The 26,907-nt window shown below is 61.3% G+C and carries 26 protein-coding genes; 1 reads left to right on the forward strand and 25 read right to left on the reverse strand.

The annotated features are described in order from the left end of the window. Positions 1 to 30: 30 nt before the first annotated feature. The 7 genes from glyS to rpsP are packed head-to-tail and all read right to left on the reverse strand — an operon-like array spanning position 31 to position 5,592. A complete protein-coding gene (gene glyS, locus AB5750_RS02320) occupies positions 31 to 2,127 on the reverse strand; it encodes a glycine--tRNA ligase subunit beta (RefSeq protein ID WP_368145421.1) in 2,097 nt (698 codons plus the stop codon). A 3-nt stretch (positions 2,128 to 2,130) separates the two neighbouring features. Next, positions 2,131 to 3,042 (reverse strand): glycine--tRNA ligase subunit alpha, encoded by a 912-nt coding sequence (locus AB5750_RS02325; protein ID WP_006236091.1) that lies wholly within the window; start codon positions 3,040 to 3,042, stop codon positions 2,131 to 2,133. 59 nt (positions 3,043 to 3,101) lie between these two features. Continuing rightward, on the reverse strand, positions 3,102 to 3,665 hold the full coding sequence (gene lepB / locus AB5750_RS02330) for a signal peptidase I (protein WP_368145420.1): 564 nt from the start codon (positions 3,663 to 3,665) through the stop codon (positions 3,102 to 3,104). Positions 3,666 to 3,667: 2 nt separating this feature from the next. Then, positions 3,668 to 4,426: a tRNA (guanosine(37)-N1)-methyltransferase TrmD gene (gene trmD, locus AB5750_RS02335; RefSeq protein WP_055285126.1), complete on the reverse strand. Its 759-nt coding sequence runs from the start codon at positions 4,424 to 4,426 to the stop codon at positions 3,668 to 3,670. 10 nt (positions 4,427 to 4,436) lie between these two features. Continuing rightward, positions 4,437 to 4,958, reverse strand: coding sequence for a ribosome maturation factor RimM (gene rimM, locus AB5750_RS02340; RefSeq protein ID WP_055309865.1), 522 nt, complete (start codon positions 4,956 to 4,958; stop codon positions 4,437 to 4,439). Positions 4,959 to 4,962: 4 nt separating this feature from the next. Then, positions 4,963 to 5,208, reverse strand: a complete 246-nt coding sequence (locus AB5750_RS02345; protein ID WP_171021534.1) for a KH domain-containing protein — start codon at positions 5,206 to 5,208, stop codon at positions 4,963 to 4,965. Positions 5,209 to 5,250: 42 nt separating this feature from the next. Beyond that, positions 5,251 to 5,592 carry a 30S ribosomal protein S16 gene (gene rpsP, locus AB5750_RS02350; protein ID WP_022094749.1) on the reverse strand — a complete coding sequence of 114 codons (342 nt, stop codon included), beginning with the start codon at positions 5,590 to 5,592 and terminating at the stop codon, positions 5,251 to 5,253. Positions 5,593 to 5,793: 201 nt separating this feature from the next. Between rpsP and dinB the strand changes: the two genes are divergently transcribed. Beyond that, positions 5,794 to 7,047: a DNA polymerase IV gene (dinB, locus tag AB5750_RS02355; RefSeq protein ID WP_368145419.1), complete on the forward strand. Its 1,254-nt coding sequence runs from the start codon at positions 5,794 to 5,796 to the stop codon at positions 7,045 to 7,047. A 94-nt stretch (positions 7,048 to 7,141) separates the two neighbouring features. Here the strand turns inward: dinB and rsfS are convergent, their stop codons facing one another. The 18 genes from rsfS to AB5750_RS02445 all read right to left on the reverse strand — a co-directional run bounded on the left by rsfS (position 7,142) and on the right by AB5750_RS02445 (position 26,869). Continuing rightward, entirely contained in the window at positions 7,142 to 7,597 is a 456-nt protein-coding gene (gene rsfS / locus AB5750_RS02360; RefSeq protein ID WP_138374982.1) for a ribosome silencing factor, read from the reverse strand. A 28-nt stretch (positions 7,598 to 7,625) separates the two neighbouring features. Beyond that, positions 7,626 to 8,159, reverse strand: a complete 534-nt coding sequence (gene yqeK / locus AB5750_RS02365) for a bis(5'-nucleosyl)-tetraphosphatase (symmetrical) YqeK (RefSeq protein WP_192923881.1) — start codon at positions 8,157 to 8,159, stop codon at positions 7,626 to 7,628. Positions 8,160 to 8,246: 87 nt separating this feature from the next. Continuing rightward, positions 8,247 to 8,924 carry a nicotinate-nucleotide adenylyltransferase gene (gene nadD / locus AB5750_RS02370; protein ID WP_055285119.1) on the reverse strand — a complete coding sequence of 226 codons (678 nt, stop codon included), beginning with the start codon at positions 8,922 to 8,924 and terminating at the stop codon, positions 8,247 to 8,249. A gap of 3 nt (positions 8,925 to 8,927) precedes the next feature. Continuing rightward, positions 8,928 to 10,394 (reverse strand): GTPase ObgE, encoded by a 1,467-nt coding sequence (obgE, locus tag AB5750_RS02375; RefSeq protein WP_368145418.1) that lies wholly within the window; start codon positions 10,392 to 10,394, stop codon positions 8,928 to 8,930. An 85-nt stretch (positions 10,395 to 10,479) separates the two neighbouring features. Continuing rightward, entirely contained in the window at positions 10,480 to 10,737 is a 258-nt protein-coding gene (rpmA, locus tag AB5750_RS02380) for a 50S ribosomal protein L27 (protein WP_006236075.1), read from the reverse strand. A gap of 33 nt (positions 10,738 to 10,770) precedes the next feature. Beyond that, positions 10,771 to 11,145, reverse strand: coding sequence for a 50S ribosomal protein L21 (gene rplU / locus AB5750_RS02385; RefSeq protein ID WP_035138585.1), 375 nt, complete (start codon positions 11,143 to 11,145; stop codon positions 10,771 to 10,773). Positions 11,146 to 11,212: 67 nt separating this feature from the next. After that, positions 11,213 to 12,025, reverse strand: a complete 813-nt coding sequence (locus AB5750_RS02390; protein ID WP_195234116.1) for a TIGR03936 family radical SAM-associated protein — start codon at positions 12,023 to 12,025, stop codon at positions 11,213 to 11,215. Further along, the gene (locus AB5750_RS02395) at positions 12,022 to 13,899 is read right to left on the reverse strand and encodes a TIGR03960 family B12-binding radical SAM protein (protein WP_368145417.1); all 1,878 of its coding nucleotides are present in this window, start codon (positions 13,897 to 13,899) and stop codon (positions 12,022 to 12,024) included. Before AB5750_RS02395 ends, AB5750_RS02390 begins: the two co-directional genes overlap by 4 nt. A 10-nt stretch (positions 13,900 to 13,909) precedes the next feature. Then, the gene (locus AB5750_RS02400; protein ID WP_368145416.1) at positions 13,910 to 14,839 is read right to left on the reverse strand and encodes a YcjF family protein; all 930 of its coding nucleotides are present in this window, start codon (positions 14,837 to 14,839) and stop codon (positions 13,910 to 13,912) included. 18 nt (positions 14,840 to 14,857) lie between these two features. Next, the gene (locus tag AB5750_RS02405) at positions 14,858 to 16,084 is read right to left on the reverse strand and encodes an FtsW/RodA/SpoVE family cell cycle protein (protein WP_022094759.1); all 1,227 of its coding nucleotides are present in this window, start codon (positions 16,082 to 16,084) and stop codon (positions 14,858 to 14,860) included. A gap of 9 nt (positions 16,085 to 16,093) precedes the next feature. Beyond that, positions 16,094 to 18,163 carry a penicillin-binding protein 2 gene (gene mrdA / locus AB5750_RS02410; RefSeq protein ID WP_368145415.1) on the reverse strand — a complete coding sequence of 690 codons (2,070 nt, stop codon included), beginning with the start codon at positions 18,161 to 18,163 and terminating at the stop codon, positions 16,094 to 16,096. Positions 18,164 to 18,176: 13 nt separating this feature from the next. After that, complete coding sequence (locus tag AB5750_RS02415; RefSeq protein ID WP_117745941.1) at positions 18,177 to 18,743, reverse strand: rod shape-determining protein MreD; 567 nt, start codon at positions 18,741 to 18,743, stop codon at positions 18,177 to 18,179. Positions 18,744 to 18,754: 11 nt separating this feature from the next. Beyond that, on the reverse strand, positions 18,755 to 19,696 hold the full coding sequence (gene mreC, locus AB5750_RS02420; protein ID WP_117635285.1) for a rod shape-determining protein MreC: 942 nt from the start codon (positions 19,694 to 19,696) through the stop codon (positions 18,755 to 18,757). Positions 19,697 to 19,774: 78 nt separating this feature from the next. Further along, the gene (locus tag AB5750_RS02425; protein WP_006236061.1) at positions 19,775 to 20,806 is read right to left on the reverse strand and encodes a rod shape-determining protein; all 1,032 of its coding nucleotides are present in this window, start codon (positions 20,804 to 20,806) and stop codon (positions 19,775 to 19,777) included. Positions 20,807 to 20,933: 127 nt separating this feature from the next. Beyond that, a complete protein-coding gene (locus AB5750_RS02430) occupies positions 20,934 to 22,238 on the reverse strand; it encodes a tetratricopeptide repeat protein (protein WP_368145414.1) in 1,305 nt (434 codons plus the stop codon). 11 nt (positions 22,239 to 22,249) lie between these two features. After that, the gene (locus tag AB5750_RS02435; protein WP_006236059.1) at positions 22,250 to 22,792 is read right to left on the reverse strand and encodes a peptidylprolyl isomerase; all 543 of its coding nucleotides are present in this window, start codon (positions 22,790 to 22,792) and stop codon (positions 22,250 to 22,252) included. 107 nt (positions 22,793 to 22,899) lie between these two features. Further along, entirely contained in the window at positions 22,900 to 24,042 is a 1,143-nt protein-coding gene (locus AB5750_RS02440; RefSeq protein ID WP_022094765.1) for a zinc ribbon domain-containing protein, read from the reverse strand. A gap of 103 nt (positions 24,043 to 24,145) precedes the next feature. Next, on the reverse strand, positions 24,146 to 26,869 hold the full coding sequence (locus AB5750_RS02445) for an HAD-IC family P-type ATPase (protein WP_368145413.1): 2,724 nt from the start codon (positions 26,867 to 26,869) through the stop codon (positions 24,146 to 24,148). Positions 26,870 to 26,907 lie beyond the last annotated feature (38 nt).

A 26,907-nucleotide genomic window follows, 5' to 3' on the forward strand; every position in this document is an offset into this window, starting at 1 on the left:
GGCTCCTTTTGCGCTTATGCGCAGGCTGGCTTACTTTTTGCGAGCAAGCTCACCGATGTTTGCGATGCCGGAGAAAACGACCTCGAAGCGGTTGAGCAGCTTAAGGCGATTATCGCGAAGCTGCTCGTCCTTGTCCATGACCATGACCTCGTCGAAGAAGCGGTCGATGGGGGCGCGCAGGGCGGCAAGGGCGGCAAATGCGGCCGGGTAATCCTCGGCAGCAAGGGCGGCGTCGACAGCGGTCTGAGCAGCCTCGGAGGCATCGGCAAGCGCGAGCTCGACCTCGCCCATCAGGGCGCGGTCGTACTCCGCGCCCAGCTCGGGCTTGGAGATGTGCGCGGCGCGGGCATAGGCGGTCGCCAGGTTATCGAACGTCTCAGCGTCGTTCTTGCGGGCCTCGTCGAGGGCGGCGCAGCGGGCGAAGAAGACGGACGGGGCGATGATGTGCACCGCGGAGACGGCGGCAACGGTATCGGCCGGGATCTTTTCGTCGCGGGCCATGCTCACCAGACGGCCGTGGAAGAAGTCGCGAACCTGCTGAGCGACCTCGGCGGCGTCGAACTCGATACCCTGCTCGCTATAGAGCTCAAGGGCAAAGTCGATAAGCGACGTGGGATCGATCGGCAGACGGTCGCGCAGGATGTTGATGATGCCGATGGCGGCGCGACGCAGCGCGTAGGGGTCCGAAGAGCCAGTCGGGGGCTCGCCGATGGCAAAGATACCGGCAATGGTATCGAGCTTGTCAGCACAGGCCACGATGCAGCCAGCGGTGCCCTCGGGCAGATCATCGCCGGCGAAGCGGGGACGATAATGATCGCGGATAGCATGGGCGACCTCGTCGTTCTCCCCCATTGCGATGGCGTAGTAACCGCCCATCACGCCCTGCTGGCTCGTGAACTCGACGACGGCGTTGGACACCAGGTCGGCCTTGCACAGGTGAGCGGCGCGAGCCGCATCGGCGGCCAGATGGGCACCCAGGTGAGCCTCGCGGGCGATGGCGAGCGCGAGCTGCTCGATGCGCTCGGACTTGGCGAGCACGCTACCGAGCTTCTCCTGGAAGGCGACCTTGGCCAGACGCTCGCGGAACTCGTCAAGGGAGATCTTCAGGTCCTCCTCATAGAAGAACTTGGCGTCGTCCAGACGGGCGCGCACGACGCGCTCGTTGCCGTCGATCACGCGCTCGGCATTCTCGGGCTTGCTGTTGGAGACGACTACGAACTCACGCGTGAGCTTGCCCTCGCCGTCATAAATCGGGAAGTAGCGCTGGTTGGTGAGCATGGACTCGCAGATGATCTCGTGCGGGACCTTGAGGAACTCCTCATCGAAGGTACCGACAAGCACCGTCGGCCACTCGCAGAGGTTAATGACCTCCTCAAAGACCTTCTTGGGCGTGTCGACATGGCAGCCGGGGCGCGCAGCCTCGACCTCGGCGATACCGGCAAGGATGGCCTCGCGACGACGCTCGGCAGAGAGCACGCCGGCGTCCTCGAGCACCTGCTCGTAGACGGCGGGGCTGGCGACCACATGGTCACCGGGGCCCAGAACGCGATGTCCGCGCGTGGTATTGCCACTCGTCACATCGGCAAACGACACGGGCACGACGTCCTCACCCAAAAGGCAGCAGATCCAACGGACCGGACGAACAAACGTAGCGTGCTCGTGGCCCCAGCGCTGGCTGCGGTAGTTGGGCCACTGCAGGCCGGCGATAGTCTTCTCGCACAGAGACGTCAGGATCGGCGTAGCCGGAGCGGAGGGAATGTTCTTCTCGGCGAACACGTACTCGCGGCCGTCGGTGTCCTCGCGACGGACCAGGTCCTCGGCAGCCACACCGCACTTGCGGGCAAAGCCCTGGGCGGCCTTGGTGGCGTTACCGTCGGCATCAAAGGCAATGTTTGCCGCGGGGCCGCGCTTGACCTCGTGAACCTCGTCGGTCGCGGTGGCGACGTCGGCAACGAGCGCAGCCAGGCGGCGCGGGCTCGAGATCACGCGGACCTCGCCGTGGGCCAGACCGGCCTCGTCGAGACCCTTGGCGATCATGGTGCCAAGCTGCTTGACGGCATTGTTCAGCGGTGCGGAGGGCATTTCTTCCGTACCGATCTCAAACAGGAAATCCTTAGCGTCTGCCATGGCTTACGCCACCTCGCCTTCCTGGTCGGCATTCTCGTTGACTCCGGCGACCTCGGCCATGTAGGCCTCGCAGCACGCCTTGGCGACGGCGCGGACGCGCAGGATGTAGTTGGCACGCTCGACCGCGGACAGCGCGCCACGGGCATCGAGCAGGTTGAAGGCGTGGCTGCACTTCATGACGCAGTCGTACGCCGGCAGCGGCAGCTTGCGCTCCAGACAGGAGTGGCACTCGGCCTCGTAGTCGTCAAACTTCTGACGCATCATCTCGACGTTGGCGACCTCAAAGTTGTAGGCGCTGAACTCGCGCTCGTTCTCGAGGAACACGTCGCCATAGGTCATGGGCGTGCCGTCGGGCAGGTAGCTCCACACCAGGTCGTAGACGGAATTGACGCCCTGCGCATACATGGCGATGCGCTCCAGGCCATAGGTGATCTCGACGGGCACGGGGTCGACCTCGATACCGCCCACCTGCTGGAAGTACGTAAACTGCGTGACCTCCATGCCATTGAGCCAGACCTCCCAGCCAAGGCCCCAGGCGCCGAGCGTCGGGCTCTCCCAGTCGTCCTCGACAAAGCGGACGTCATGGTCGTTGGGGTCCAGACCGATAGCGGCAAGAGACCCCAGGTAAAGCTCCTGGGCGTTGACCGGAGAGGGCTTGATGAGCACCTGGAACTGATAGTAGTGCTGCATGCGGTTGGGGTTCTCACCGTAGCGGCCGTCGGCGGGACGGCGGCAGGGCTGCGCATAGCAGGTGCGCCACTCGGCGGGACCGAGCGAGCGCAGCGTGGTCGCGGTATGGAAGGTACCGGCACCGACCTCGGAGTCATAGGGCTGCATAATGACGCAGCCCTGCTCGCCCCAGTACTGCTGGAGGCGCAGGATGATGTCTTGGAAGGAAAGCGATGAAGCGTTCATGCCTCTAATATCCCCTCGTCGAAACGATTACACGGTTAGGTACTGTACTATAGCGGTTTTTAGTCGATAGCGCCGATGCGGTTGAACGGCCAGTAGCGCACAAGCGCCACTGCGATCAAATCGGAGCGATCGACGGGACCAAAATAACGTGAGTCGGCAGAGTTTTCGCGATTGTCGCCCATCACCCACACGCACCCGTCGGGAACCGTGTAGGGATAGCTTACCTGAGCGCCGGGCGCTTGGACCGAAAGCGGCCAGCTCATGCCCGTCGTATAGTCCTCGTCGAGCGCTTGGCCGTCAACGACCACCTTGCCATCCTGCAGGTCGACCGTCTGGCCGGCCGTGGCAATAACACGCTTGACAAGAACATCATGCTCGGAGGTGCCATCGGGGTTGTGAAACACCACGATATCACCCTGCTTGACGGGCTGACCGAGCTCGAGGCTCACCTTTTGTGCCAGGATCTGGTCGCCAATCTCGATCGTGGACTCCATGGAGCCGGTGGGCACCACAAAGGGCTCGACCACAAACGAGCGAATCAAGAAGGTGGCCACGAGCGCGATCGCGATGACCGCGATCCACTCAAAAGCGCCCCTCAACGCGGAATGCTGCGATGGAACCATCCTCACTCCTCGCTCTGCGAATACGAAGCGTCCAGAATCTCCTGCGCGTAAGCGCGCTCCTCGGGCGTGAGCCGCGCCGTCTCAATCAGATCGGGACGCCAACGACAGGTGCGCTCGATGGCGTTCTTACGACGCCACGCATCGACCTTAGCATGATCGCCGCTCACAAGCACCGGAGGCACGCCCTCGCCGTTGAACTCGGCAGGACGGGTGTACTGCGCGTACTCGAGCAGGCCTCCATCCTCGGCGGTCGAGAACGACTCGTCCACGTTGCTCATCTCGTCGCCCAGGGCGCCGGGAATCAGGCGTACGACGGCATCGGCAACGACCATTGCGGGAAGCTCGCCGCCCGTAAGCACGTAGTCGCCGATCGACAGACGCTCATCGGCATACGCATACGCGCGCTCGTCGACGCCCTCGTAGCGACTGCACACAAACAGCAGGCGCTCACTTTTGAGCAGGCGCTCGGCCACATGCTGCGTAAAGGGCTCGCCGCAGGGGGTGAAGAACACAACCGTGGGCTTGGGACCCTCTGCGCTAATGGCCTCGATGGCCTCTGCGATAGGCTCGACCTTCATGAGCATGCCCTGCCCGCCGCCGTACGGCTCGTCATCGACGGTACGATGGCGGTCGTGCGTCCAGTCGCGCAGGTTATACGCCTTAAAATCAAAAAGGCCGGCCTTGCGGGCGCGGCCCAAAATCGATGTGGACATGACGGGCTCAAACATCTCGGGAAAGACCGAAAGGGTCTCGATCAGCATGTTGTCCTCCCTACTTGTCCATATCGATCAGGCCGTCCATAACATGGACGGAAATTGTTCCTGTGTCGGGAAGATCGAGCACGACCTGCTCGATCACGGGAATCAGTACCTCGCCGTACCGATCGCCCTCGACAACCCAAACATCGTTAGCGGGCGTCGACATGATCTCGACGATCGTGCCGAGCGAACCGAAGCGCTCGTCGACCACCTCGCGACCCATCAGGTCGGTATAGGCAGCGTCGAGCGAATCGAGCTCAAAGTCGTCACGATTTGCCAGCACGTAGCATCCCGTGATGCCCTCGGCGGCCGTCAAGTCGTCAATGCCCTCAAACGAGACCAGATCGCCATCGCCCGTATCGGTGACGGACACGACCGTGCAAAAGCGGTCGCGCTTGAGCGCCGGCGGCGTCAGGGCGACGCGCATGCCCGGCTCTAATACAGAAGGAAGCCCCCGCAGCGGCTGCGCGAGGACCTCCCCCTTCCTTCCGTGCGGCTTGACCACACGGGCGATGTTTTTGTACTGGGACCTCAAGGTCCTAGCCCAGAACCTCTACCTCGACAGCAGTGTCGAGGCGAGCGGCCAGTGCACGGGCGAGCGTGCGAATGGCCTTGATGGTACGGCCACGACGGCCGATGACCTTAGCGACGTCATCCTCGGCGACCGAAACCTCAATCGTGGAGGCGTCGTCACCATCGATGACCTCAAGGCTCACGGAATCCGGGTCGTCGACGATCTGAACAACGAGATATTCGACGAGATCGGCGATGCGATCTGAGAGCATTGCCTCACCCTCGAGCTGTGCAGCGTCAACCTCAGGCACGATTTACTCCTCGGCGCCCTCAGCGGCCTCAGCGGCAGCCTTAGCGGCCTCGGCCTCTTTGGCGAGCTGCTTCTTGGACTTCTTGACGACGGTCTCGGTCTTCTCGCCCTCGTTGGCGGCCTTGACCAGAGCGGCGACGGCGTCGGTGAGCTGAGCGCCCTTGGACTGCCAGTCGGCGATCTTCTCGAGGTCGAGGTTGATGGTCTTGGGGGCGGTCATCGGGTTGTAGCGGCCAACCTCCTCGATGATACGACCGTCACGCGGGGCGCGGGAATCGGCGACGACGACACGGTAGTACGGACGCTTCTTAGCGCCGTGACGAGCAAGGCGAATCTTGACTGCCAAAGGAAACTCCTCCAACCAAGCAGCTTTAGGCTGCAACTACAAACAAACAGTTGAACATAATACGCCATCGACGCGGGCAGGTGAAGACCGTGAGACCAACTTCTTCGGTGTAGTCGAGGGCAAATCCATATCTTAGACAAGAATTCGGGATTTGCAAGCACATACACGCACCCCACATGAGCTGCGCGGTATACTCATGACATGGATAGACGCGAACATACATACGGTTATGAGGATGCCATGGGCGTCACGCCGCCTCCCTGGACGGGTCCGGCGGTGGGCCTGATGGACCTCGATGCGTTTTTTGCGAGCGTGGAGATGCTCGATCATCCCGAATGGCGCGGAAAGCCGCTCATCGTGGGCGGAGACGCCGATTCGCGTGGCGTCGTGTCCACGTGTTCGTATGAGGCACGTCGCTTTGGCGTGCACTCTGCCATGGCCTCGGCCGAGGCGCGGCGCTTGTGCCCGCAAGCCATTTGGACGCACGGGCACTTTGATCGCTACCGCGAGGTGAGCGCGCAGGTCATGGCGATTCTCGCCAACGAGACCCCACGTGTTGAGCGCGTATCCATCGACGAAGCCTTTATCGATATCACACCGGGTCGCTTTGCGCCCGAAGACCCGCTGTTGGTTGCGCGGCGTATAAGCGACCGCGTGGCAGCGCTGGGAGTGACGTGCTCCATTGGCGTGGGCTGCAACAAGACGGTTGCAAAGATCGCAAGCGAGCGGGATAAGCCGTTTGGGCTGACCATCGTGCGCCCCGGAACCGAGCAGCGCTTTTTGGCCGCGCTACCAGTGTCTGCCATGAGTGGCATCGGGCGCTCGGCCGAAGAGCGACTGCGCCGTATGCGCATCTACACCCTCGGCGAGCTATCACGTGCACCGGAATCCACCTTGGCCTCTATTTTTGGCGTCAACGGCGAACGCATGCGCCAGCGTGCGCTGGGACTCGAAATCTCTGAAGTCACGAGTCTCGATGAAGAGCGCGAGGTTAAATCGGTGAGCAACGAGCGCACCTTTGCTAAAGATTTGACTGAGCGTGGGGATATTGAGGCAGCGATTGCGCTGCTGGGCGAGTCAGTGGGACGCCGCCTGCGCCGTCAGGGACTAACGGGCGCCACAGTGACGCTCAAGCTCAAGTATTCGTATGGAAACGGTCGCTCGGTACAGCGCCGGCTGCCTCATCCGACCGACGATGAGAACATCTTCGTAGCAGTTGCGCTCGAACTGCTCGACAACATCTGGCAGGAAGGAATGCACGTTCGCTTAGCAGGCATCGGCATGAGCGACTTTGACCATCAGGGCGGCATCCAGACTGACCTGTTCTGCGAAGTCGACGACCGCGGAGCCCAATCGAGCGACCGTCGCGACCTCTCGGTCGCTATCGACGCCGTCCGAGACAAGTTCGGCGACACCGCCCTATCCTTCGGCCGCCAATCCCGCTTCAACGATTAGCCCCTTAAGCAAAAAGAAAGGCGGGCAGCTGCGGAAAACCGCAACTGCCCGGCGATATGCGTGAGGGTAGCTAAACCCCGTCTCAAATGAGCTACTAGAGGAGATTGAGGGGGAGCTGGGGGGCGTCTCCCCAGAGTTTCTCGAGGCGGTAGAAGTCGCGGGCTTCGGGAGTGAAGACGTGGACGACAACCGAACCGTAGTCCATGAGCATCCAAGTCTTCTGCTCGCGGCCCTCGATGGAGAACGGATGCTCGCCGCAAGCCTCGGCGACCTTCTCCTCAATCTCGTCGACGATCGAATCAACCTGGCGGTTGTTGGTGCCGGTAGCAAGGACAAAGTAGTCGCACACATCGGAAAGCTCAGTCAGGTCGAGCACCTGAACGTCCTCGCCCTTCTTGTCGTAGGCGGCCTGCGCGGCGGCGCGGGCGACATCCTCGGCGGCGACACCGCTCGCGGACAGCGAGGCGGCGGTGCGGTCGGACGTGGCGGCGAAGCTCTTGTGCTCCACATCCTTGAGAATCTGCTCGTCAGTCATGGTCTCGTCGGCCATGGAATACCTCTTTCTAGACGCACCCGAGCTAGCGTAGCTGGGCGTAATGGTTGTAAATCGTAATAGCCGTGGGATAAAGATAACGCCCGGACTGGATCACATAGACCAAACCCTGCGCAAAACAGGAGAAGAACAACTCATCGAGCGTCGACTCCCCCACCATCTTGCGCAGCGCATGCGCATAGTCGCCGTGGCGGTTGGGCTCGATGGCATCGGCCACAAAGACCACCATATCGAGCGGCGTCATGTCGCAAGCTCCCACGGTGTGACGGTCGACAGCCTGAAAGACCGCCGGCGACAGCCCGGGAAAAAGCTGCGGAAGCTCATAGGCGGCAACTGGGCCATGCAGCAGCGGTGTCGCGGCCGAAGGAGAGCCGGCAACCTTGATGCCATAGTGAAGCGCGCGGGCCACGAGCTCGTCATCGGAAAGCACCTTGTCCCAGTCGTGGATCAAGCCGGCGGCAGCGGCATCAAAGCGGTCAACGCCGTAGACCTCGGCCAGATGAAGCGCGGTCTCGGCAACACCCAGCGAATGCACATAGCGCTTGCGCTTATCCTTCATGCGAACATCGAGCAGCTCTTGAATGCGCTTGAGCAGTGCGCGCTCATCGCCCTCAAACTGATCCTCTACCGACAACGTAGACCCCCATCACTCAAAATCTTCTTGGCCCAAATCGGCATATAGCCTGCGTTTGCGAATGTAGCCGAGCACGGACTCGCTCGTAAGATAGCGCACGCTCATGCCGCGGGCAACTCGCTTACGAATGTTCGTCGAGCTGATCGCCAGCGCCGGAATCTGAATATAGCGCACGTCGAACGGCAGCCCCGACTCTTTGATTCGGGCACGCGCTGTATCGATATCAAAGCCCGGTCGTGTCGCCGCAATAAAGGTAGCAAGCTCAGCGATTCGTTCGGCATCATGCCAGGTCACGATATCGATAATCGCATCGGCGCCCGTAATAAAGTAGAGCTTTACCTGCGGCGGGTAAAAGTCGCGAAGGGCATGAAGCGTATCAGCCGTATAGGTTACGCCCGGGCGGTCGATCTCGAACCGGCTCGCCAAAAAGGCCGGGTTCGCGGCGGTGGCGAGGACCGTCATGGCATAACGGTCCTCGGCAGGCGTCACCGGCTTGTCAAGCTTAAAGGCAGGAGAGCCCGCCGGCATAAAGAGCACGGCATCCAAGTCGAGGGACTCACGCGCCTGCTCAGCGGTCACCAGGTGCCCGTAATGGATGGGATCAAAGGTGCCACCCATAATGCCGAGCCTAAACTCCTGCCCGTCCTCTAGAGGAAGCTCGGGCAGACCGATTCCACCGCGCAGCGACATGGCTTACTCGCCCTCCGAGGTCTCGGCATCGTCCTCGGCATCCGCCGCATCGACAACCTCGACGCCCTCATCCGCAGCATCGGCCACGTCAATGGCCTCGACGGCAACGTCCTCGCCAGCATCCTCGAGCTCTTCGTACTCCGAGAAGTCCTCGGCGCCCTCAAAGTCAAAAGCGCGCTGGCAAATGCGGACCTCGTCGCCCGCACGGCAACCGGCCTTCTCGAGCGCGTCGTCAACACCCATACGCGCAAACTTATGCTGCAGGTAAATGACGGCTTCCTCGTTTTCCCAGTCGGTCTGGATGACCATGCGCTCGATGGCACGACCGACCACGCGGAAGGCACCGGGCTCTTCCTGGACAATGCGGAAACGCTTCTCGCGCTGCAGGCGGCGACGCTCCCACTCATCGTCGCGCAGAACGACCGGCTCATCAGAGACCGCCAGCTCGGCGCGAAGCTTAGCCACCTGCTCGCCCACGGCAAGCATCAGCGTGTTGAGGCCGGCGCCCGTAACAGCAGACACGGCAAAGAACATATGGCCATCGTCGAGCGCCGCACGCTTAAGGTCGGCAATCTTGTCGGCCGTGCCCGGCGCATCACACTTGTTGGCAACGACGATCTGCGGACGCTCCGAAAGCTCGGCGCCATACTGCTCGAGCTCGCGGTTGATGATGCGATAGTCCTCGACCGGATCGCGATCCTCAAAACCACCCGTCATGTCGACGACATGCATGATTAGGGCCGTACGCTCAATGTGGCGCAGGAACTGGTGACCCAGGCCACGGCCCTCGCTCGCGCCCTCGATGAGACCGGGGACGTCGGCAACGACGTAAGAATATTCGCCGGCACGCACCATGCCGAGGTTCGGCACGAGCGTGGTAAACGGGTAGTCAGCGATCTTGGGGCGGGCGGCACTCATGCGCGCAATGAGCGATGACTTACCCACCGAGGGAAAGCCCACGAGCGCGGCATCAGCCATAAGCTTCATCTCGAGCTCGATCCAGTGCTCCTCGGCCGGCTCGCCGAGCTGGGCAAAGGCCGGAGCGCGGCGCACCGACGTCACAAAGTGCGTGTTGCCCAGGCCGCCGGCACCGCCGGGCGCCACGACAACACGCTCGCCATCGTGAACGAGGTCGGCAATCTCGAACATCGGGGTCTGCGTCTCGGGGTCGAGCTCGCGCACCACGGTACCCATAGGGACCTTGAGAATCAGGTCCTCGCCGCTCTTACCGTTACGACGGGCACCCTGCCCGTGCGTGCCGCGCTCGGCGCGGAAGTGATGCTTAAAGCGGTAATCGATCAGCGAAGACAGCTGAGCATCGGCCTGGATGACGACATTGCCGCCACGACCGCCGTCGCCGCCATCGGGGCCGCCCTTGGGGACAAATGCCTCGCGCCTAAACGACATGCATCCGGCTCCGCCGTCGCCGCCGCACACGTTAATGCGGCTGATATCGGTGAACTGTGACAACAGAATCGCCTCCTACAAAAAAGAGGGAGACCCTTGAATCCTAAAACTCAAGTGCCTCCCACATATGTGCTCTATGAAGGGTGAATTACGCGTTCGCGAGCGGGCGTACGCTGACCCTGTGCTTGATACCCTTGTGGAACTCAACGGTACCGTCGACCAGCGCGAACAGCGTGTCGTCCTTACCACGGCCAACGTTCTCACCCGGGTGGATGTGCGTGCCGTGCTGACGGACGAGAATCGTGCCCGTGGTTACCGTCTGGCCGGCATAGCGCTTCGTGCCAAGGCGCTGACCGCGGGAGTCACGGCCATTACGGGAGGAACCGAGTCCTTTTTTGTGTGCCATTGTGTATACCTACTCTTTCGTTACGAGTGTAATCTACTCGGCGACGGGAGCCTCGGCAACAGCCTCGGCCTCTGCCTTGACAGCCTTCTTGGCGCGGGACGTAGCCTGGACCTTCACGATCTTCAGCTTGGTGAGCTGCTGACGGTGACCCTTCAGACGACGATAGCGCTTGCGCTTGTGGAACTTGAAGACCAGCTGCTTCTCGCCCTTGAACTGCTCAACGATCTGAGCGGTAACCTTGGCCTTGGCCAGCTTGTCGGGATCGGTGACGATCTTCTTACCATCGTTGAGGAAGATAACCGGCAGGGTGACCTTGTCGCCCTCATTGCCCTCGATCTTCTCGACGGTGATGACATCGTCGGTGGCGACCTTGTACTGCTTGCCGCCCGTGTTAACGATTGCGTACATGTTTACTTGCCCTTCATGCATCAGTTAGTGCAACAGCCGAATATAGTAGCAGGCGAAAATACCCCCGTCAACGAGTATGTGGAGCAAATCCACAAGTTCGCACAGGTATGGGGCTGACGAGTCGGCCCTCGTCGTCCTCGCATGCTTGATTCTGACGCTCGACATCGTAGGAGCAGATGGTCACGAGGTCTTGCATACCGGTGGAAACAATAGGTGCATCCACGCCCGGGGTCAAGCCCTGCAACAAAACATCAGCAGCGGAAAGCAAAATTTCCGGACGCATGGAGCCCTCGTTGTCGGCATGGGTGTCGAGCATGAGCACCAAATGGTCCGGGCGCTCCCCCGCCGTGAGCTCATAGCCCACGAGCGTGTGATCCAAATCCAAGCGCTTGCTCTTTTTTCCGCGCGCGTAGTCGATGCCATGGTCCGCGCGCAGCGTGTCGAGCGCACGACGCACCTCGTCGGCGCTTACGGGCGCCTCGGGATCCAAGTGCAGGTCGATGCGATACGACAGGCGCGTGAGCTGTGCCGTCAACGCCGGCGTGCGCACGTCGATGTACGCCGCCTCAATGGGCGCCAGATCGGCCGGAGACGCCGCAGCCAGGCGCCCAAACGCCTCGTCGAGCGCCACGAACTCGGTCATAAACAGGTCATACCACTCGCAGGTCGACGACGTACCCACCGGTAGCGCCGAAGAGAAGCCCACGCGCATGTGCGGAGAGAAGCCCTGCGTGACGGCATAGGGAAGTCCCGCACGGCGCACGATGCGCTCAATGGTATGGATTACTTCGAGATGGCCCAGGTACTTAAGGCGATCGCGCTTGCCATAGCGAACACGAAGTCTAAAGAGCGAGGGGTTGTCGGTCAGGCGCTCACTCATGCGCGATCACCCATCAATACATTCTTGGCGTGGAGCGTGGGGCAGATCCCGCAGCCGGTGCACGACGTGCGGGTGCAGTCGGGAGTCGTGACGCCCTCGAGCGAGCGACGGTACTCGCGCTTGAGGAAGCCGCGCGTGCAGCCGGGGCTCACGTGCTCCCACGGCAGGCGCCAGTCCAACTCGTAGGGCAGGTGCACGAGCTCATTGAGGTCGATGCCGTTTTTGGCAGCAGCCTCCTTCCAGTTATCGAGCGAGAAATGCTCTACCCAGGCGTCAAAGCGAGAGCCCGAGCGCCAAGCGTCGATGATGACGGGCGTCATGTCACGACCGGCGCGGGACAGCGCGGCCTCGATGAGCGAGGTCTCGGCATCGTGGTAATGCACGCGGACGGCACGGTTGCGAACGCTCGTGATAAGCAGCTTCTGGCGACGCTTGACGTCGTCGTAGTCGAGCTGCGGGCACCACTGGAACGGCGTGGCAGCCTTGGGGATAAAGACCGAAACCGAGATCGACACCGAGATCGAGCCGCGACGAGCCTTGGGCACCACGGAACGACCGAGTTCCAGCACGTGATCGGCCAGATTGGCGATGGCCACGATATCCTCGTCGCGCTCGCCGGGAAGACCCATCATAAAGTAGAGCTTCATGCGGTTCCAACCGGCCTCGAAGGCCGCCTTGGCCGCACGGTCCAGGTCCTCCTCGGTAACGTTCTTGTTAATGATGTCGCGCATGCGCTGGCTGCCGGCCTCGGGCGCGAACGTCAGGCCGCCCTTCTTTTCGCCGGCGACCGATTCGGCCATATCCACGCCAAACGAATCCAGACGCTGCGACGGAATAGACACGCGAATACCCGTATCCTCCAGGCGATGGTTGAGCCTGCCGAGCACGTCGCGAATGCAGGAGTGGTCGGTCGTGGAGAGCGAGGTCAGCGACACCTCGTCATAGCCGGTCTTTTCCAGACCCTGAATCACCGACGAGACGATCTGGTCGGCCGAGCGCTCGCGCACCGGGCGATACGTCATGCCGGCCTGGCAAAAACGACAGCCGCGGGCGCAGCCGCGCAGGATCTCGATAGACAGGCGGTCGTGGACCAGCTGCGCATAGGGCACGCACGACTGCGACAGCGGATTCGTGGCGCCGAAATCCTCGACGACGCGCTTGTAGACCACGGTCGGCGCATCCTTACCCTCACGCGGCACGGTGTAGCCATGGGGCGAGCAGGGCTCGTCGTGACGAACCTCATAGAGCGACGGCACGTAGTTGCCGGCAATGGATGCGAGCTGCTCAACAATCTGCGCGCGCGGGACTCCTTCGTCACGCAGGCGGCGATGCAGCTGGCAGGTCTCGAGCAGCGATTCCTCGCCCTCGCCGATGAGGATAACATCGAAGAAGGCCGCGTACGGCTCGGGGTTGTACACCGAGGGGCCGCCGGCGATGATAATGGGGTCGTCCTCGGTGCGGTCGGCGGCTAACAGCGGAATGCCAGCGAGGTCGAGCGCCTCGAGGAAGTTCGTCACCGCCATCTCGTGCGGCACATGCAGACCGACGATATCGAACGAAGCGACCGGCGCGGCACCCTCGAGCGAGAGCAGCGGAATACCCGCCTCGCGCATGACGTCACCCATATCGGGCCACGGCACATAGCCGCGCTCGCAGGAGATGCCCTCGGCCTGGTTAAGGATGTTGTAGAGGATGGCGATGCCCTGGTTGGGCAGACCGACCTCGTACACATCCGGATAGATCAGGCAGCAACGGTAGTCGGCATCGGCCTTGGAAAGCGTGCCCCACTCGTGATCGATATAGCGGCTCGGCTTCTCGACCTTGGCGAGCAACGGCTCAATTAAATGAAAGCAGTCTTGATACGGAACGCGCAACGGAAAACCCCTAAGCAGCGAGATCGGATGCGTCTTGGTAGGACGCCATAGGACGGGTAGCGCCCGCGACCGTGGTCACCAAATCGCGAACGCGGGAGAACGTGGCAGTGACTACCTCGTTGGCACGGCTGTAGTCGACATCGCGCTCGTAGAGCGAAACGAGCGCACGGCCCATGCCATAGGTGCCCGCGGCAGCAGTGAGCGCCTTGACGGCAAACCCAATATGCGGCGTCTGCTTGACGAGTGCGCGGGTGACCGCGCGGATCACAAGACCGCCGGCAAGCACGCCCGCGACCTCATAGCCGCGCTCAGGCTTAATGCCGCGTCCAAAGACGGCAGCGAGCTCAAAGAGCATGCCCACCTGCGCCAGCGCCATAACGGGATAATCGGCGCCCGGCAAAAACACCAGCGCACCGGTCGCCATATTGGTGAGCGCGCACGAGGTGATGATACGATTGGCCGCCGCGATGCGCATAAAGGCAAAGTTCGCCGCAAAAGCCGTTTCCTTGTCGGTGCGATCGAGAATCCAGCGGGCAAGCGTCTCGAGCAGAAACGTCTTATCGGTTGCCGCCACCACGCCGAGCATGGGCGTGGACTCCTCGATAAACGGCACCTCCACAGCAGACTCGGCAAGCACGCACACGGGCGCGCCAGCGATCACGAGCTCCTGCACGGCACTCTCCAAGCGGTCGGAGCCGCACGAGAGCACCAGCACCACATCGGTATCGGTCTTTGGAGCAATTCGCTCCTCCCCCAGACGCTCGACGCGCACAATGCCCGAGGTCGTCTGCGGCACAAAGGCGTCACGCACCGTCTCGGCAAGAAAGCGCGAGGCGGACGAATCCAGATAGACCGAGACGCGCACCGGCGTATCGGATTCCTTCTTAACGGACGCGCCCATCTTAAAAGCGCGGGTCAGCTTATCTACGGGAATTTTCATGGCAAACCCCTCCAGCGGTTACGCGGCGCCCGAACGATGCCGCCATATGGATTGTACGATACCCACCGTCAGCAGCTGAATCATCATCGAAGACGAACCGAAGCTAATAAACGGGAGCGGAATACCGGTAATCGGCATCATACCGATGCACATGCCGATGTTTTCGAAAGTCTGAAACGCCCACATGCCAACGATGCCCACACACGAAAGACGCAAAAACAGCGACTCGCACTTAAAGGCGACGCGAATCGTCGAAAAGATCAGCAGCACGTAGAGGCACAGGAGCAAAAAGGAACCACAAAAGCCAAAGGTCTCGGACAGAAAGGCGAAGACGAAGTCGGTGTGGAACTCAGGCAGAAAGCCGCCGGCCGACTGCGTCGCATGGCCCAAACCCTTACCAAAGAAGCCGCCCGAGCCAACGGCGATAAGCGACTGCTGAAGGTTGTAGGCATCGTCCGAATCGGCATTATCGGGGTCGATAAAGACCGTCAGACGGTTCATCTGATACTGCTTGATGAGCACATCGTGGCCGAGCAACGAATCAAAGACCGAATCGAGCGCCAGGACGAGGGCCACCAGGCCCACGAGCAGGGCAAGAGTCGACAGCACCCATTCGCGGCGTGCACCGCTCATACAAATGACGATGGCGCCCGAAACCAGCACGACAAGGCCCGAGCCCAGGTCGCCCATGGCAACGACGGCCAAAAACGGAATGGACAGCATGCCGCAGAGCTTGACGTAGTCGCGAACGGTATCGATGCGACCGTTATACTGCGAGCCAAGCGTGGCGATAAAGAAGATGGTGATAAGCTTGGCAAGCTCAACGGGCTGGAATGTCAAGCCGATACCGGGAATCTTGATCCAGCCCGTCATGCCCAGACCGCCCGTATAGGACAGACCCGGAATCTTGGGCGAGAAGATCACGATCAGGTCGATGACGAGCAACGCCGTCGAGAAATTGGAAATACCGCGCAGGTCGGTACGCCAGACCAGCACCGCCAGCACCGCCCCGATGCCAATTCCCAGCAGATGGCGTGAGAACGAGGCATCAGCCTTAAACTGCGAAGCCGACCAGATAATGATGGCACCGTAGGCGACGAGCGCCACTGTAGCCACGAGCACACCGATATGCACCTTTTGACGAAACGTGCCGCGCGAGGCCGAAAGTTGCTTGTTGACGCGGTCCAGGCTGCTGCGAGAGCCGGTCTTGGTTGAACGGAACAGATCCGCCGGAGAAAAATCCATCGCAACCTCCTATCGAACCGAAGAATCGCCCGAGGCCGAAGAGGTATCGGGCTCGTCATAAATCACGCCGAGCACGTCGCGCACGATATGCATCGCGGTATCCGAACCACCGCCGCCCTGCTCCAGGACAGTAGCGATGACATACTTGGGATCATCGGCCGGTGCATAGGCGCAGAACCACGCGTATTCGTCCTCGCCGCTTTTCTCGCCCGTGCCCGACTTGCCGTAAACCTGCGGCGTCAGGGTGCCAAAGTGCGCCGCCAGGGACGTCGATGCCGTGTAAATCACGTCGTGCATGCCGTTGCGAACTAGAGCCAAATCCGAATCGCTGTTGATCTTGGCCTCCAGGCGCTTCTTCTTGCCCTTGCCGTTGTACTTATAGGCATCGCCGTCGCCATCGCGCGACACGGCAGATAAAAACACGTGAGGCACGTACTGTTTACCGCCGTTGGCAAGACCCATATAGGCGCACGCCATCTGCAGGGGCGTCACCAGGATGTCGCCCTGGCCGATGGCAATGTTGGTCATATCGCCGGCATTCCACTTGCGGTCCTCGGCAGAGGCGTCGGTGAAGTACGACTCTTTCCACTCGGCATCGGGAATACGGCCCGCGCCCTCATTCGGCAGATCGATACCGCAGGTCTTGCCTAGGCCCCAGCGACGAAAGACCTCCTGCAGACCCTCGGAATGTTGCTCGTCATAAAAGAACGCCTTGCCCATGTCGTAGAAGACGGGGTCGCACGAGTTGGCGATACCCGACTGCAGCGTCATGGTGCCGTGGCCGGAATGCAGCCAGCAGTACTTGCCCCACGACTTGCCCAGACCCGTCCAATAGCCCGTGCAGTTGGTCGTCTGCCCCGACGTGTAGGTTCCAAACTCAAGACCGGCCAGTGCCGAGAGCGGCTTGATGGTCGAGGCCGACATGTACTGTCCGCTAATGGCGCGGTTGAGCAGCGGGTGCGAACCCTTGTCATCATTGAGCTCGGTCCACACGTCATTTGAGACGCCGCCGATAAAGACGGAAGGATCGAACTTGGGCTCGCTCGCCATGCCCAGGATCTCGCCATTGTTGGGATCGAGACACACCACAGCACCGTTGCCGGCATTGCTGTAGCCAGTGGTCTTGGCAAGCTCGATGGCGCTCGCCAGCGCCGTCTCACAGGCCTGTTGGATCTTAAGGTCGAGCGTGAGTTTAATGTCGGAGCCGGCCTTGGCGGGCACGGCGCCGGCCTGACCGGTCACATTGCCCGAGGCATCGACCTTGACGGTCTGCTCGCCACGAATACCCTGCAGCAGGTTTTCGTAGTAGCTCTCAACACCCGCCTGGCCCACGATATCGCCCGACTGGTACGTAATCCGGCCAGCAGAAGCATCATCATCGCCAGAGGTTTTCTTATTCTGGGCCTCGAGCTGCTCGGAGGTAATGGTGCCGGTATAGCCCAAGATGTGACAGGCCGTCTCGCCATATGGATACTGGCGCTCGGTACGCTCGGCAATCTTGACGCCCGGGAACTCGCCGGCGTGCTCCTTGATATAGGCAACCGTGGAGCGGCGCACGTCCGTCGCGATGGTGTGCAGGCTCTGGGCGCCCTCGGAGTTGTCCTGGATATTGCGCAGAACCGCCACGTAGGGCATACCGAGCACGTTGGCAAGATGGCGAACCAGAACCTCATCCTCGGCAAGGTCGCGGTAGGCCACGACAGCAAGTGAGGGACGGTTCTGGACAAGCGCCACGCCATTGCGGTCGAGGATGCGGCCGCGCACAGCAGGAGTGGTAACAGTGCGAGTCTGATTGCTATTGGCCTGCTTCTCGTAATAGCCCGACGAGACCATCTGCATGCCCCACAGCTTGACGGCAAGCGCCGCAAACATCGCGCCCACACCCGTGGTGAGGATGGAAAAACGGCCCTTAAAGGCGGTCGCCGCGGTATTGCCCTCGCCCTCGGTGGCGCGCGGGGCCGTTCCATGCTGCGTATCGTAGGTAAAACGGGAATCGCCGCGACGCATGATGACCAGCGCGACCACGATGGCCACAACCAGCACGATACCGGCGATAATAACCGTCAACTGGGAAGACATCTACGGGCCTCCCCTATTTGAGCTTGCGGGTCTTGGGCTTAAAGCGCATACCCGTCTGGCGTCCGCCACGCGCGGAGAATCCATAGCCGGACTGCGGCACGACGCCGGACATCAAAAACGGAATGGCAACCAGACCCGTCAGGATCGAAGACGGCAGCGCATGGCCGAAGATCGCAACGACAAAGCTCGTCTCCAAACCCATAAACAGCAAGATGATGCTGTAGATCACATTAATGACGAGCGCAAAGGCACCCACCGTGATGCCACGCGCACTCGGGGTACCGCCCGTCTGACCGACGGCGCTGTGCACCAGGGCAAAAGAACCCACGGTCAGCAGGAGCGACATAACGCCCACCGGCACGGCAGCGGACAGGTCATAGAACAAGCCGCTGCAAAAACCGCACACGACGGCACGGGTCGGGTCGCCCGAGAACACGCTTAGGCACACCAGGATAATCATGAAGTTGACGCGACCGCCAGCAATGGAGATCTGCGGTGCCAGGCCTGCCTGCAGCAGCACGCACACGATGGCGGCGATCACAAACGTGCGGGAGCTCATCCCCTGCTCGTGTAGATCCATGGACATGCCCCCTATTCGCTCGAGCCAGAATCGGTCGTCTCGGACGTGTCGGAACCGTCATCCGAACTCTCGTCCTTCGTCTTGGTCGCAGCGTCGCGCGACGTTCCCTGCGGCGTGCTGTTGGCCGTGCTCACGTCCTCATCCGAAGCCGACTGTTCGTCGGTCAGCGAGGTGATGACCAGCACTTCCTCGTTGTTCTCGGCCGTGGTCTGGGCGCGCACCACAATGGTGTAGTACACGTCGTTTGCCGATTTCTCAACCGACGAGACGGTGCCAAGCGGAAGACCCTTGGGGAACACACCGCCAATGCCCGAGGTCACGATGATGTCGCCAACCTTAACGTCGGAATCGACGCTCACGTACTCAAGACGCAGCGTGCCGTCAGCCTGACCCTGCAGCATGCCCTGGGCGCGCGTATCCTGCACCATGGCGGACACGCCCGAGTTCTCATCGCCAATCAGGCGCACGGTGGACGTCTTGGCCGAGACCTCGATAATCTGGCCTATGACACCGGCAGAACTCGTCACGGGCATGTTGATGGTAAGCCCGTCGGCAGAACCCTTATCGATGGTGACGGTCGAGGTCCAGGCATCGCCCGAAGCGCCGACGATACGAGCTGCAGTGGACTTGAGGTTGTAGGTCGACTGCAGGCCGACCAGCCCCTCCAGACGCTCGGCGGTCTTTTGAGCCTCGGAGAGCTCAGCAACCTTAGAGGTCAGTTCCTCGTTTTGCTTCTTAAGCTCGTCGAGCGTGTCCTGCGACGCCGTAAGGTTAGAGAACACGTTGCCGATCGCATTGAAGGGAGCCGCCACAGCCGAGCCCACAAAGCGCACCGGCGAGGTAATCGTCGTTACGCCCGAACGCACGGCATGAATCGGTCCTGCCTCGCCCTCGCGGATGTAAAACGTGAGCAGCAACACCGAAATCAGGCTGAAAACAATCAACGGGCGCATACCCGTTGATTGTCGCTTGGTATTCAGATTTGTGGAGAAACCCGAAGATCGTGCCAAATGGAATCCACCTTTTGGAAATTAAGCATTGGTCTGGACGAAGCCGCCATCAAACGCATTGGCCTCGAGCACGCGGGCACAGCCGTTAACGACGTTATCGAGCGCCGTGGGGCTGACGTTGACCGAAACACCGGTCTCATCGCGCAGGCGCACGTCGAGACCGCGCAGCAGCGCGCCGCCACCAGTCAGCAAAATGCCGTAGTACATAAGGTCCGAGGCAAGATCGGGCGGCGTGGCATCGAGTGCGTCCTTGACGGCCTTGGCCATCTCGTCGAGCGGCTTGTTGAGTGCGCGACGAATCTCCTCGCTCTCGATGCGTACGGTCTTGGGCAGACCGGTGATCACGTCGCGGCCGTTGACCTCAACGTCGAGCTCGTCCTTGAGCGGCACGGCGGAACCGACCTTGATCTTGATGTCCTCTGCCGTACGCTCGCCGATGGCCAGGTTGTAGGCATCTCGAACGTGCGTGAGGATAGCCTGATCGAACTCGTCGCCGGCAATACGGATGGACTGCGAGACGACGATGCCGCCCATAGCAATAACGGCAACCTCGGTGGTACCGCCGCCGATGTCGATGACCATGGAGCCGGTGGGTTCCTCGACGGGCAGATCGGCGCCGATAGCGGCGGCCATGGGCTCCTCGATCAGGTAGGCCTGGCGAGCGCCAGCCTGGATCGTGGCCTCAAAGACAGCACGCTTCTCGACCGACGTGACGCCGGAGGGAACGCAGACGACAACGCGCGGACGCGGGGTCCACGGATAGCGCTTCTCGGACGCCTTGTCGATAAAGTAGCGAAGCATAGCCTCGGTAACATCGAAGTCAGCGATGACGCCGTCCTTCAGGGGACGAACGGCCACGATGTTGCCGGGCGTACGGCCGAGCATGCGCTTTGCCTCGATACCGACCGCCAGGATGCGCTCGTCGTTCTTGTCGATGGCGACGACAGAGGGCTCGCGAATGACGATGCCCTTGCCGCGCACGGAGACAAGCGTATTTGCGGTGCCGAGGTCGATGGCAAGATCGCCCGCATAGCTACCGAAGAACATATCCATCAAAGAAAACAACGCAACTCCTGATGTGTTGGATGATTGCTGGAAAACTACTAGCTCATGATACTAGCGCAAGCCCGGCACCTCACTTGCGGTGAAGCGCCGGGCAAAGCTAAATCCCATAAGGTCACTACTGGTTGTCAGCAGCCGAGAAATCCATATCGAGCGAGGAAACGGCCCAGCCGATATGATTGTCGGAGCGCACGAATTTGACGGTGTACTCCTGCTCGCCGCCCTTGGACAGCGATGCCTTCACCTTAGCGGTCGTCTCGGTCATGGACTGATCCATGCCCTCGACGGACACGGTGGCGCCCTGCGGAATCGAGGAGATGATCATCGACTTGGCGTCCTCGGACAGGCTCGAGGCCAGGCAAGACTCGGCCTTTGCGGTGTCACCGTCGCCGGCAGCCTGGAACAGATCGGTGATAACCGACTCCTGCGAGGGGAAGCCAAAGCCGCGCGTGTAGGCAAAGCCCAGACCGCCCGCAGCAATCAAAATGAGCAGAAGCAGCACGATGAAGACCTTGAGACCCGTGTGGCGATGGCGACGACGGACCTTGGCCTGCTTACGATCCTGACGGTCCTGCTGGACCATCTCGGACTCGGACAGCGTAAAGAAGCCGGTGTCCGAGGGATCGGGCATAAACTGACCGGTCGCGCCCGTAGGATCGAGCGGATCGACGGCAGGAGCGTCCATCGCGGGCGCCGGAGCCGTGGCCATAGCCGTCTGGGCAGACAGCGCGGCAAGCGAATCATGCACGCGGGCAAGCTCATCGGCCTGCTCGGAGGTGAGCTGGTAGATGCCATCGGCAGTAGCGGCGTTAAAGGCGTCGAGTGCGTCGGAGGGGCGGCCGGCGGCAGAAAGTGCCTGACCCATGCCGGCGTTGAGCGCACGCGTGTCGTCGCGGGGGCCGGCAAAGTCGATAGCCGTGCGGTAGGTCTCCACGGCATCCGCCGGACGGCCAAGCTTAATGAAGCAACGACCGAGCTCGCCGAGCGCGGCGGCAGGAGCCGGATTGGCGCCGTCGATGGCAGCCTGACGGAAGGCAGTACCCGCGTTGGCATAGTCGCCCGACTGGAACAGCGCGTTACCCAGGCCCAGATAGGCCTTGAACGGCGTGGCATAGGAAGCATCCTGCGTAGCGGCAGAAAACGCCTGGGCGGCCGTCGTGTAGTCGCCCACGGCGGCGAGCGCCTTGCCGCGGTTGGTGAGCAGCGCGCCGCGCTTGCCATAAGTGCCGTCGTTGAGGGCGGCGGCATAGGCCTCGGCGGCCTCGACATACATGCCCAGGTGCATCAAGGCGTTGCCACGAAGGTGATCGGCCTCGCCCATAATCTCATCGGGAGTCTTTGCCGCCCCAAGCATCTGGGCTGCAGCGGAAAAATCACCCGCGCGGTAAGCGGCGCGGCCCTGTTGGATCAGCTGGCTATTCAAGGAAGTCCCCTTTACTCGTGAACGATCTCGACATGGACGATCTCGTCGCCGGCACGCAGCTGCGAAATCACATCGAGACCCTCGACCGTGGTACCAAAGACGGTGTAACCGGAATCGAGGTTATGCTGGGCGCCCAGGCAGAAGTAGAACTGCGAACCCGCGGAATCGGGGTCCATGGAGCGTGCCATGGCAAGGGCACCATCGACATGGCTGTTGCGCGGATTGGTGGCAAACTCGCCCTTGATGCAGTAGCCGGGACCACCGGTACCGGGCATGCCGTCGGGGCCCTCAAGACCGGCAGCGACGTCGGCGCCGGACATATCGCGGGTATTGGGGTCGCCACCTTGGATAACAAAACCGGGCACATAGCGATGGAACTTAAGGCCATCATAGAAGCCCATCGTAGAAAGCTCGCAGAAGTTCGCGACATGAATGGGAGCGCCCTCGCCGTCAAACTTGACCTTGATGGTACCCTTCGACGTCTCGATAACGGCGCACTCGTCGCCGGCAAGCTGATACTCGGGCGTGTAGAGCTCTTTCTTAAAACCAAACATGTGGTTCCTTCCTCGTGCGTTTAAAGCATATTTGTACGAATTGTAGCAATAAGCATGCGCTTACATCAATTGCGCACGTAGGTTATGCCGACTATGGCGAACTAATTTTAGGAACGCTGCTGCGGCTTCCAGGAGCCCACGTTGGCGTCGTACTGATTAAGCGCGCTGTTGCCACCCTGAGCGATGGGCGCCAGGATCTCGCTTTGGTGAGAACTCATCGACTCGCCATCGGGAATGGCCAGCGAGATGTCCCAACTCTGGCAGATCACGTCGACGCGCTCATACATCCACTCGGCAAGCTGCTTTAAGTGGGCAATGTCGTCCGCATAGACCGTATCGTCCTGGTACTTAAGGTTGCTGAGCTCATCTTGCGTCTTTTTAATCTGGTCGCGCAGGGCGTAAGCACTCTGCGACAGCTCCTGACGGGTGGACAGCGGCGTTCGGAGATAGCCGTTGTTAAAGGAATCGATGACCTCGCCGATCTGGTCCTCGTCACCGTAGGACACGATGGTCTGATACAGACCGTCGAGCCTGGTATAGAGCTGATCATCGGTCAGCACGGTTTCTTCCTGGACCACCTCGGCAGAATCGTCTTGCTTGGTATCGTCCTCAGTCGCCTCGCCCTTTTGGCGCGTGGGGAAGGTGGTTTGTGCAGCTTGGCCAAACTGGTCGTAGAAGCCAGGCATGACACCCATGGGATCGGTCGTCACGAACCAATAGGCACCGCCGCAAACGACGGCAAGTACCGCGATGACGATGAGCGGCTTGGGGATATGACGCTTGTGCTTGTGATAGGCGTCCTCGTCGGGATGCACTTTGCGCTTGGGTTTTTGAGCATCGTCGTGCAGGGAAACGGGCGTGGGAATATCGACCTTGGGGATACCGAAATCCTTATCGAAAGCCGGCAGCACGCAGGTCTCGTTAGGATCGGCGGCGTCCGAAAGAACCGCGGCAGCCGAGGCGGGCGCATGAGGCACCTCGGTATCGATCTGCTCTTGCGTTAGGCGCGGAAAGCCCGCCGTGCGGCCCGCTGCCAGGTCGGATGCGGCCGCGTCCTCGGAGAGGATACCCGGAGCGGGGCGTCCGCATTTGGGACACGTACGATCGTGCGGAGAAAGACGGGCACCGCAGCCCTCGCAGAACACGAACTCGGTGTGCTCGGGGCCATCGCCCGGACCCACATAGGCGTTGCAGTAGGGGCAGAACGAGGCGCCGTCCTCGATAGTCTTAAGGCAATGCGGGCAGATCACGGCATCCTCTTTTCGAAGCAATTCAAACAATCGAGGTTAGAGCATAACATCGCCACGGCCCCACAGGAGCAAGGCACCAATTCAACATCGCCAGGGCGCGTAGTTACTTCTTCTTTTTGCTTGGCATCGAGACTTTGATGCCTTGGGCGGACTTGGTCACGCGAGAGCGCTTGGCTCCGGTACTCCTCTTTTTCTTGGGCTGGGCCTGGGCCACGCCCTCGAGTGCACGGGCCTCGGCCTCGCGAGCGGTGCGATCTTCGCGGCGCTGCGCCATGTCGGCGGCGACGCGCTTGGCAAAACGCTCGGCCGTCGAACCCGTCGAGCTCACCTTGCCGCCACCGCGACCCAGGTGGACGCGCACACCACGGCCAAAACCAGTTGCGGCATGACGACGACGCGGCTTGAGCGAATCCATCATCGTGGCGAGCTTAAAGAACACCGAGCAGGTAAAGACCACGATAACAGCCAAGATAACCATCTGGCCCATCGACAGGTTGGCAATAGACAGCAGCTCCGGGAATCCGATAACGCCCACCAGGATGCCGGCGACTACAAACACAAAGAGCACCACACGTAAGGGCGTGAGAGGCTGCGAGATGCGCCAGATCAGGCTGACGCTCGCCGCGCACGACGTAAGCAGGCACATCGTAGACAGCGTGAGCTGGCTAAAGCCAAACACGCGCGCCACAAAGATATCGAGCGTCGCAGCCAAAATGACCGCAATCGACGCCGGCAGTGCACGCTTGAGTACGTTGCTCAAAAACGCACCCTTCACACGAGCATTGTTGGGCTCCAGGCCCAACACAAAGCCCGGCGCGCCGATGCAGAAGAAGTTAATGAGCGTCATCTGGATGGGCTCGAAGGGGTACGGCGGCAGCGCGAAACACAGCGCCGCCAGGCCCATCGAGAACAGCGTCTTGGTCAGGAACAGTGAGGCCGAACGCTGCAGGTTGTTGATGGAGCGACGGCCCTCGGCCACCACGGCGGGCATCGAGGCAAAATCGTTGTCGACCAGCACGATCTCGGCCACGTTGCGCGCGGCATCGGAGCCGGCCGCCATGGCGACGGAGCAGTCGGCCTCCTTGAGCGCCAGCACGTCGTTGACGCCGTCGCCCGTCATGGCCACGGTGTGCTCGCGGCGCTTGAGCGCCTGCACGAGCTCGCGCTTCTGCTGCGGGGTCACACGACCAAAGACATGGTAGCGGTCCACTGCGGCATCGAGCTTGGCCGGCGTATCGAGCGTCGTGGCGTCCACATAAGCGTCCGCCCCCGGCACGCCCACCACGCGCGCGATCGACGACACCGTACGTGGGTCGTCGCCGCTGATCACGTTGAGGGTCACGCCCTGCTCGTTAAAGTAGCCGATGGTCTCGGCCGCCGAGGTACGAATCTCGTCGCGGATGGTCACAAATCCCACGGGCTCGGCCTCGCCCACCATATCCCCATCGGGCGTAAAGCCGTCCACGCGCGCCACCACGAGCACGCGGCAGGTATCGGCAAGCTCGGCGACACGGTTCTCGACCTGCGAAAACACACGCTCCGAAAGCACAAACTGCGCGGCGCCCATCACATAGGAGCCCTGCGCAAACGAAGCGCCGCTCCATTTTTTAGACGACGAGAATGGAATGACCGACAGCGGCTCGGACACCTCGACCGGGCGATCGGCGTAATAGTTGAGCAGCGCCTGGCATGTCTCGTTGGCATCGGCCGAGGTCGCACGTGCCACGTTAGCCAGCGCAAAATCGAGCACCGTGGTATCGACGGGAACAGCCGCCTCGTCCGAGTCCACGCCAAAGCCAACACCCTCAACAGGCAGCGGGTAGGTGCCCTCGACCTCCATACGACCCGAGGTAATGGTGCCCGTCTTGTCCAGGCACAGTACGTCGACGCGAGCGAGCGTCTCGATGCAGTAGAGCTGCTGCGCCAGCACCTTGCGGCGGGCCAGGCGCACCGTGGCGATGGCGAGCACCGACGAGGTCAGCAGCACCAGGCCTTGCGGGATCATGCCCAGCAGGGCGCCCACCGTGGACAGCAGCGCCGACGAAGGCACATGACCAGCCAACAGCTCGGAGAAGCACCACGAAAGCGCACTATCGCCCGGGGTTCCCGCGGCATCCCACAGCTCGCTCACACTCGAGGCAAACAACGCCAAACCGAGCGGGATCATGATGATGCTCGCAAAGCGCACGATGGCGTTAAGCGCGTTCATGATCTCGGAATTGACCTTTTTGACGTACTTCGCCTCGTTATTAATTTTAGCCACGTAGTTGTCGGCGCCGACATGGATCACGCGGGCGCGCAGCAGGCCCGAGTCGATAAAGCTGCCGCTCATGAGCTCGGAACCGGGCTGTTTCTTAATAAGGTCGCTCTCGCCCGTCAGCAGGCTCTCGTTCACGAGCGCCTCGCCCGAAACCACCACGGCGTCAGCGGGAATCTGGTCGCCGCGCCCCAGGCGGATGATGTCGTCGAGCACGATCTGGTCCAGGTCGAGCTCCACCTCGGCGCCGTCGCGCACCGCGATGGCCTTCTTGGAGGTCAGCAGCGTGAGCTTATCGACCATCTTCTCGGACCGCATGGATTGAATGACGCCAATAGCGGTATTGAGGAACACCACAAACAGGAACGTCAGATTCTTAAACGAACCGGTCAAAATGACCAGGAAAGCCAAGATCACGTTGATCAAATTGAACAGCGTGCAGAGGTTCTCGATGATGAGCTCTTTGACCGACTTGGTCTTGAGTTCCATGTTGCGGTTGATTTTACCGGCGGCGATACGCTCCTCGACCTCGGCGGTCGAGAGTCCGCGCTCGATATCCGTTGCTGCCATACCACGTCCCATCACGTCGCGTCGGTATAAGAAAAACC

Source organism: Collinsella aerofaciens (genome assembly GCF_040926185.1).
In the GTDB taxonomy this organism is placed as follows: domain Bacteria; phylum Actinomycetota; class Coriobacteriia; order Coriobacteriales; family Coriobacteriaceae; genus Collinsella; species Collinsella aerofaciens_BC.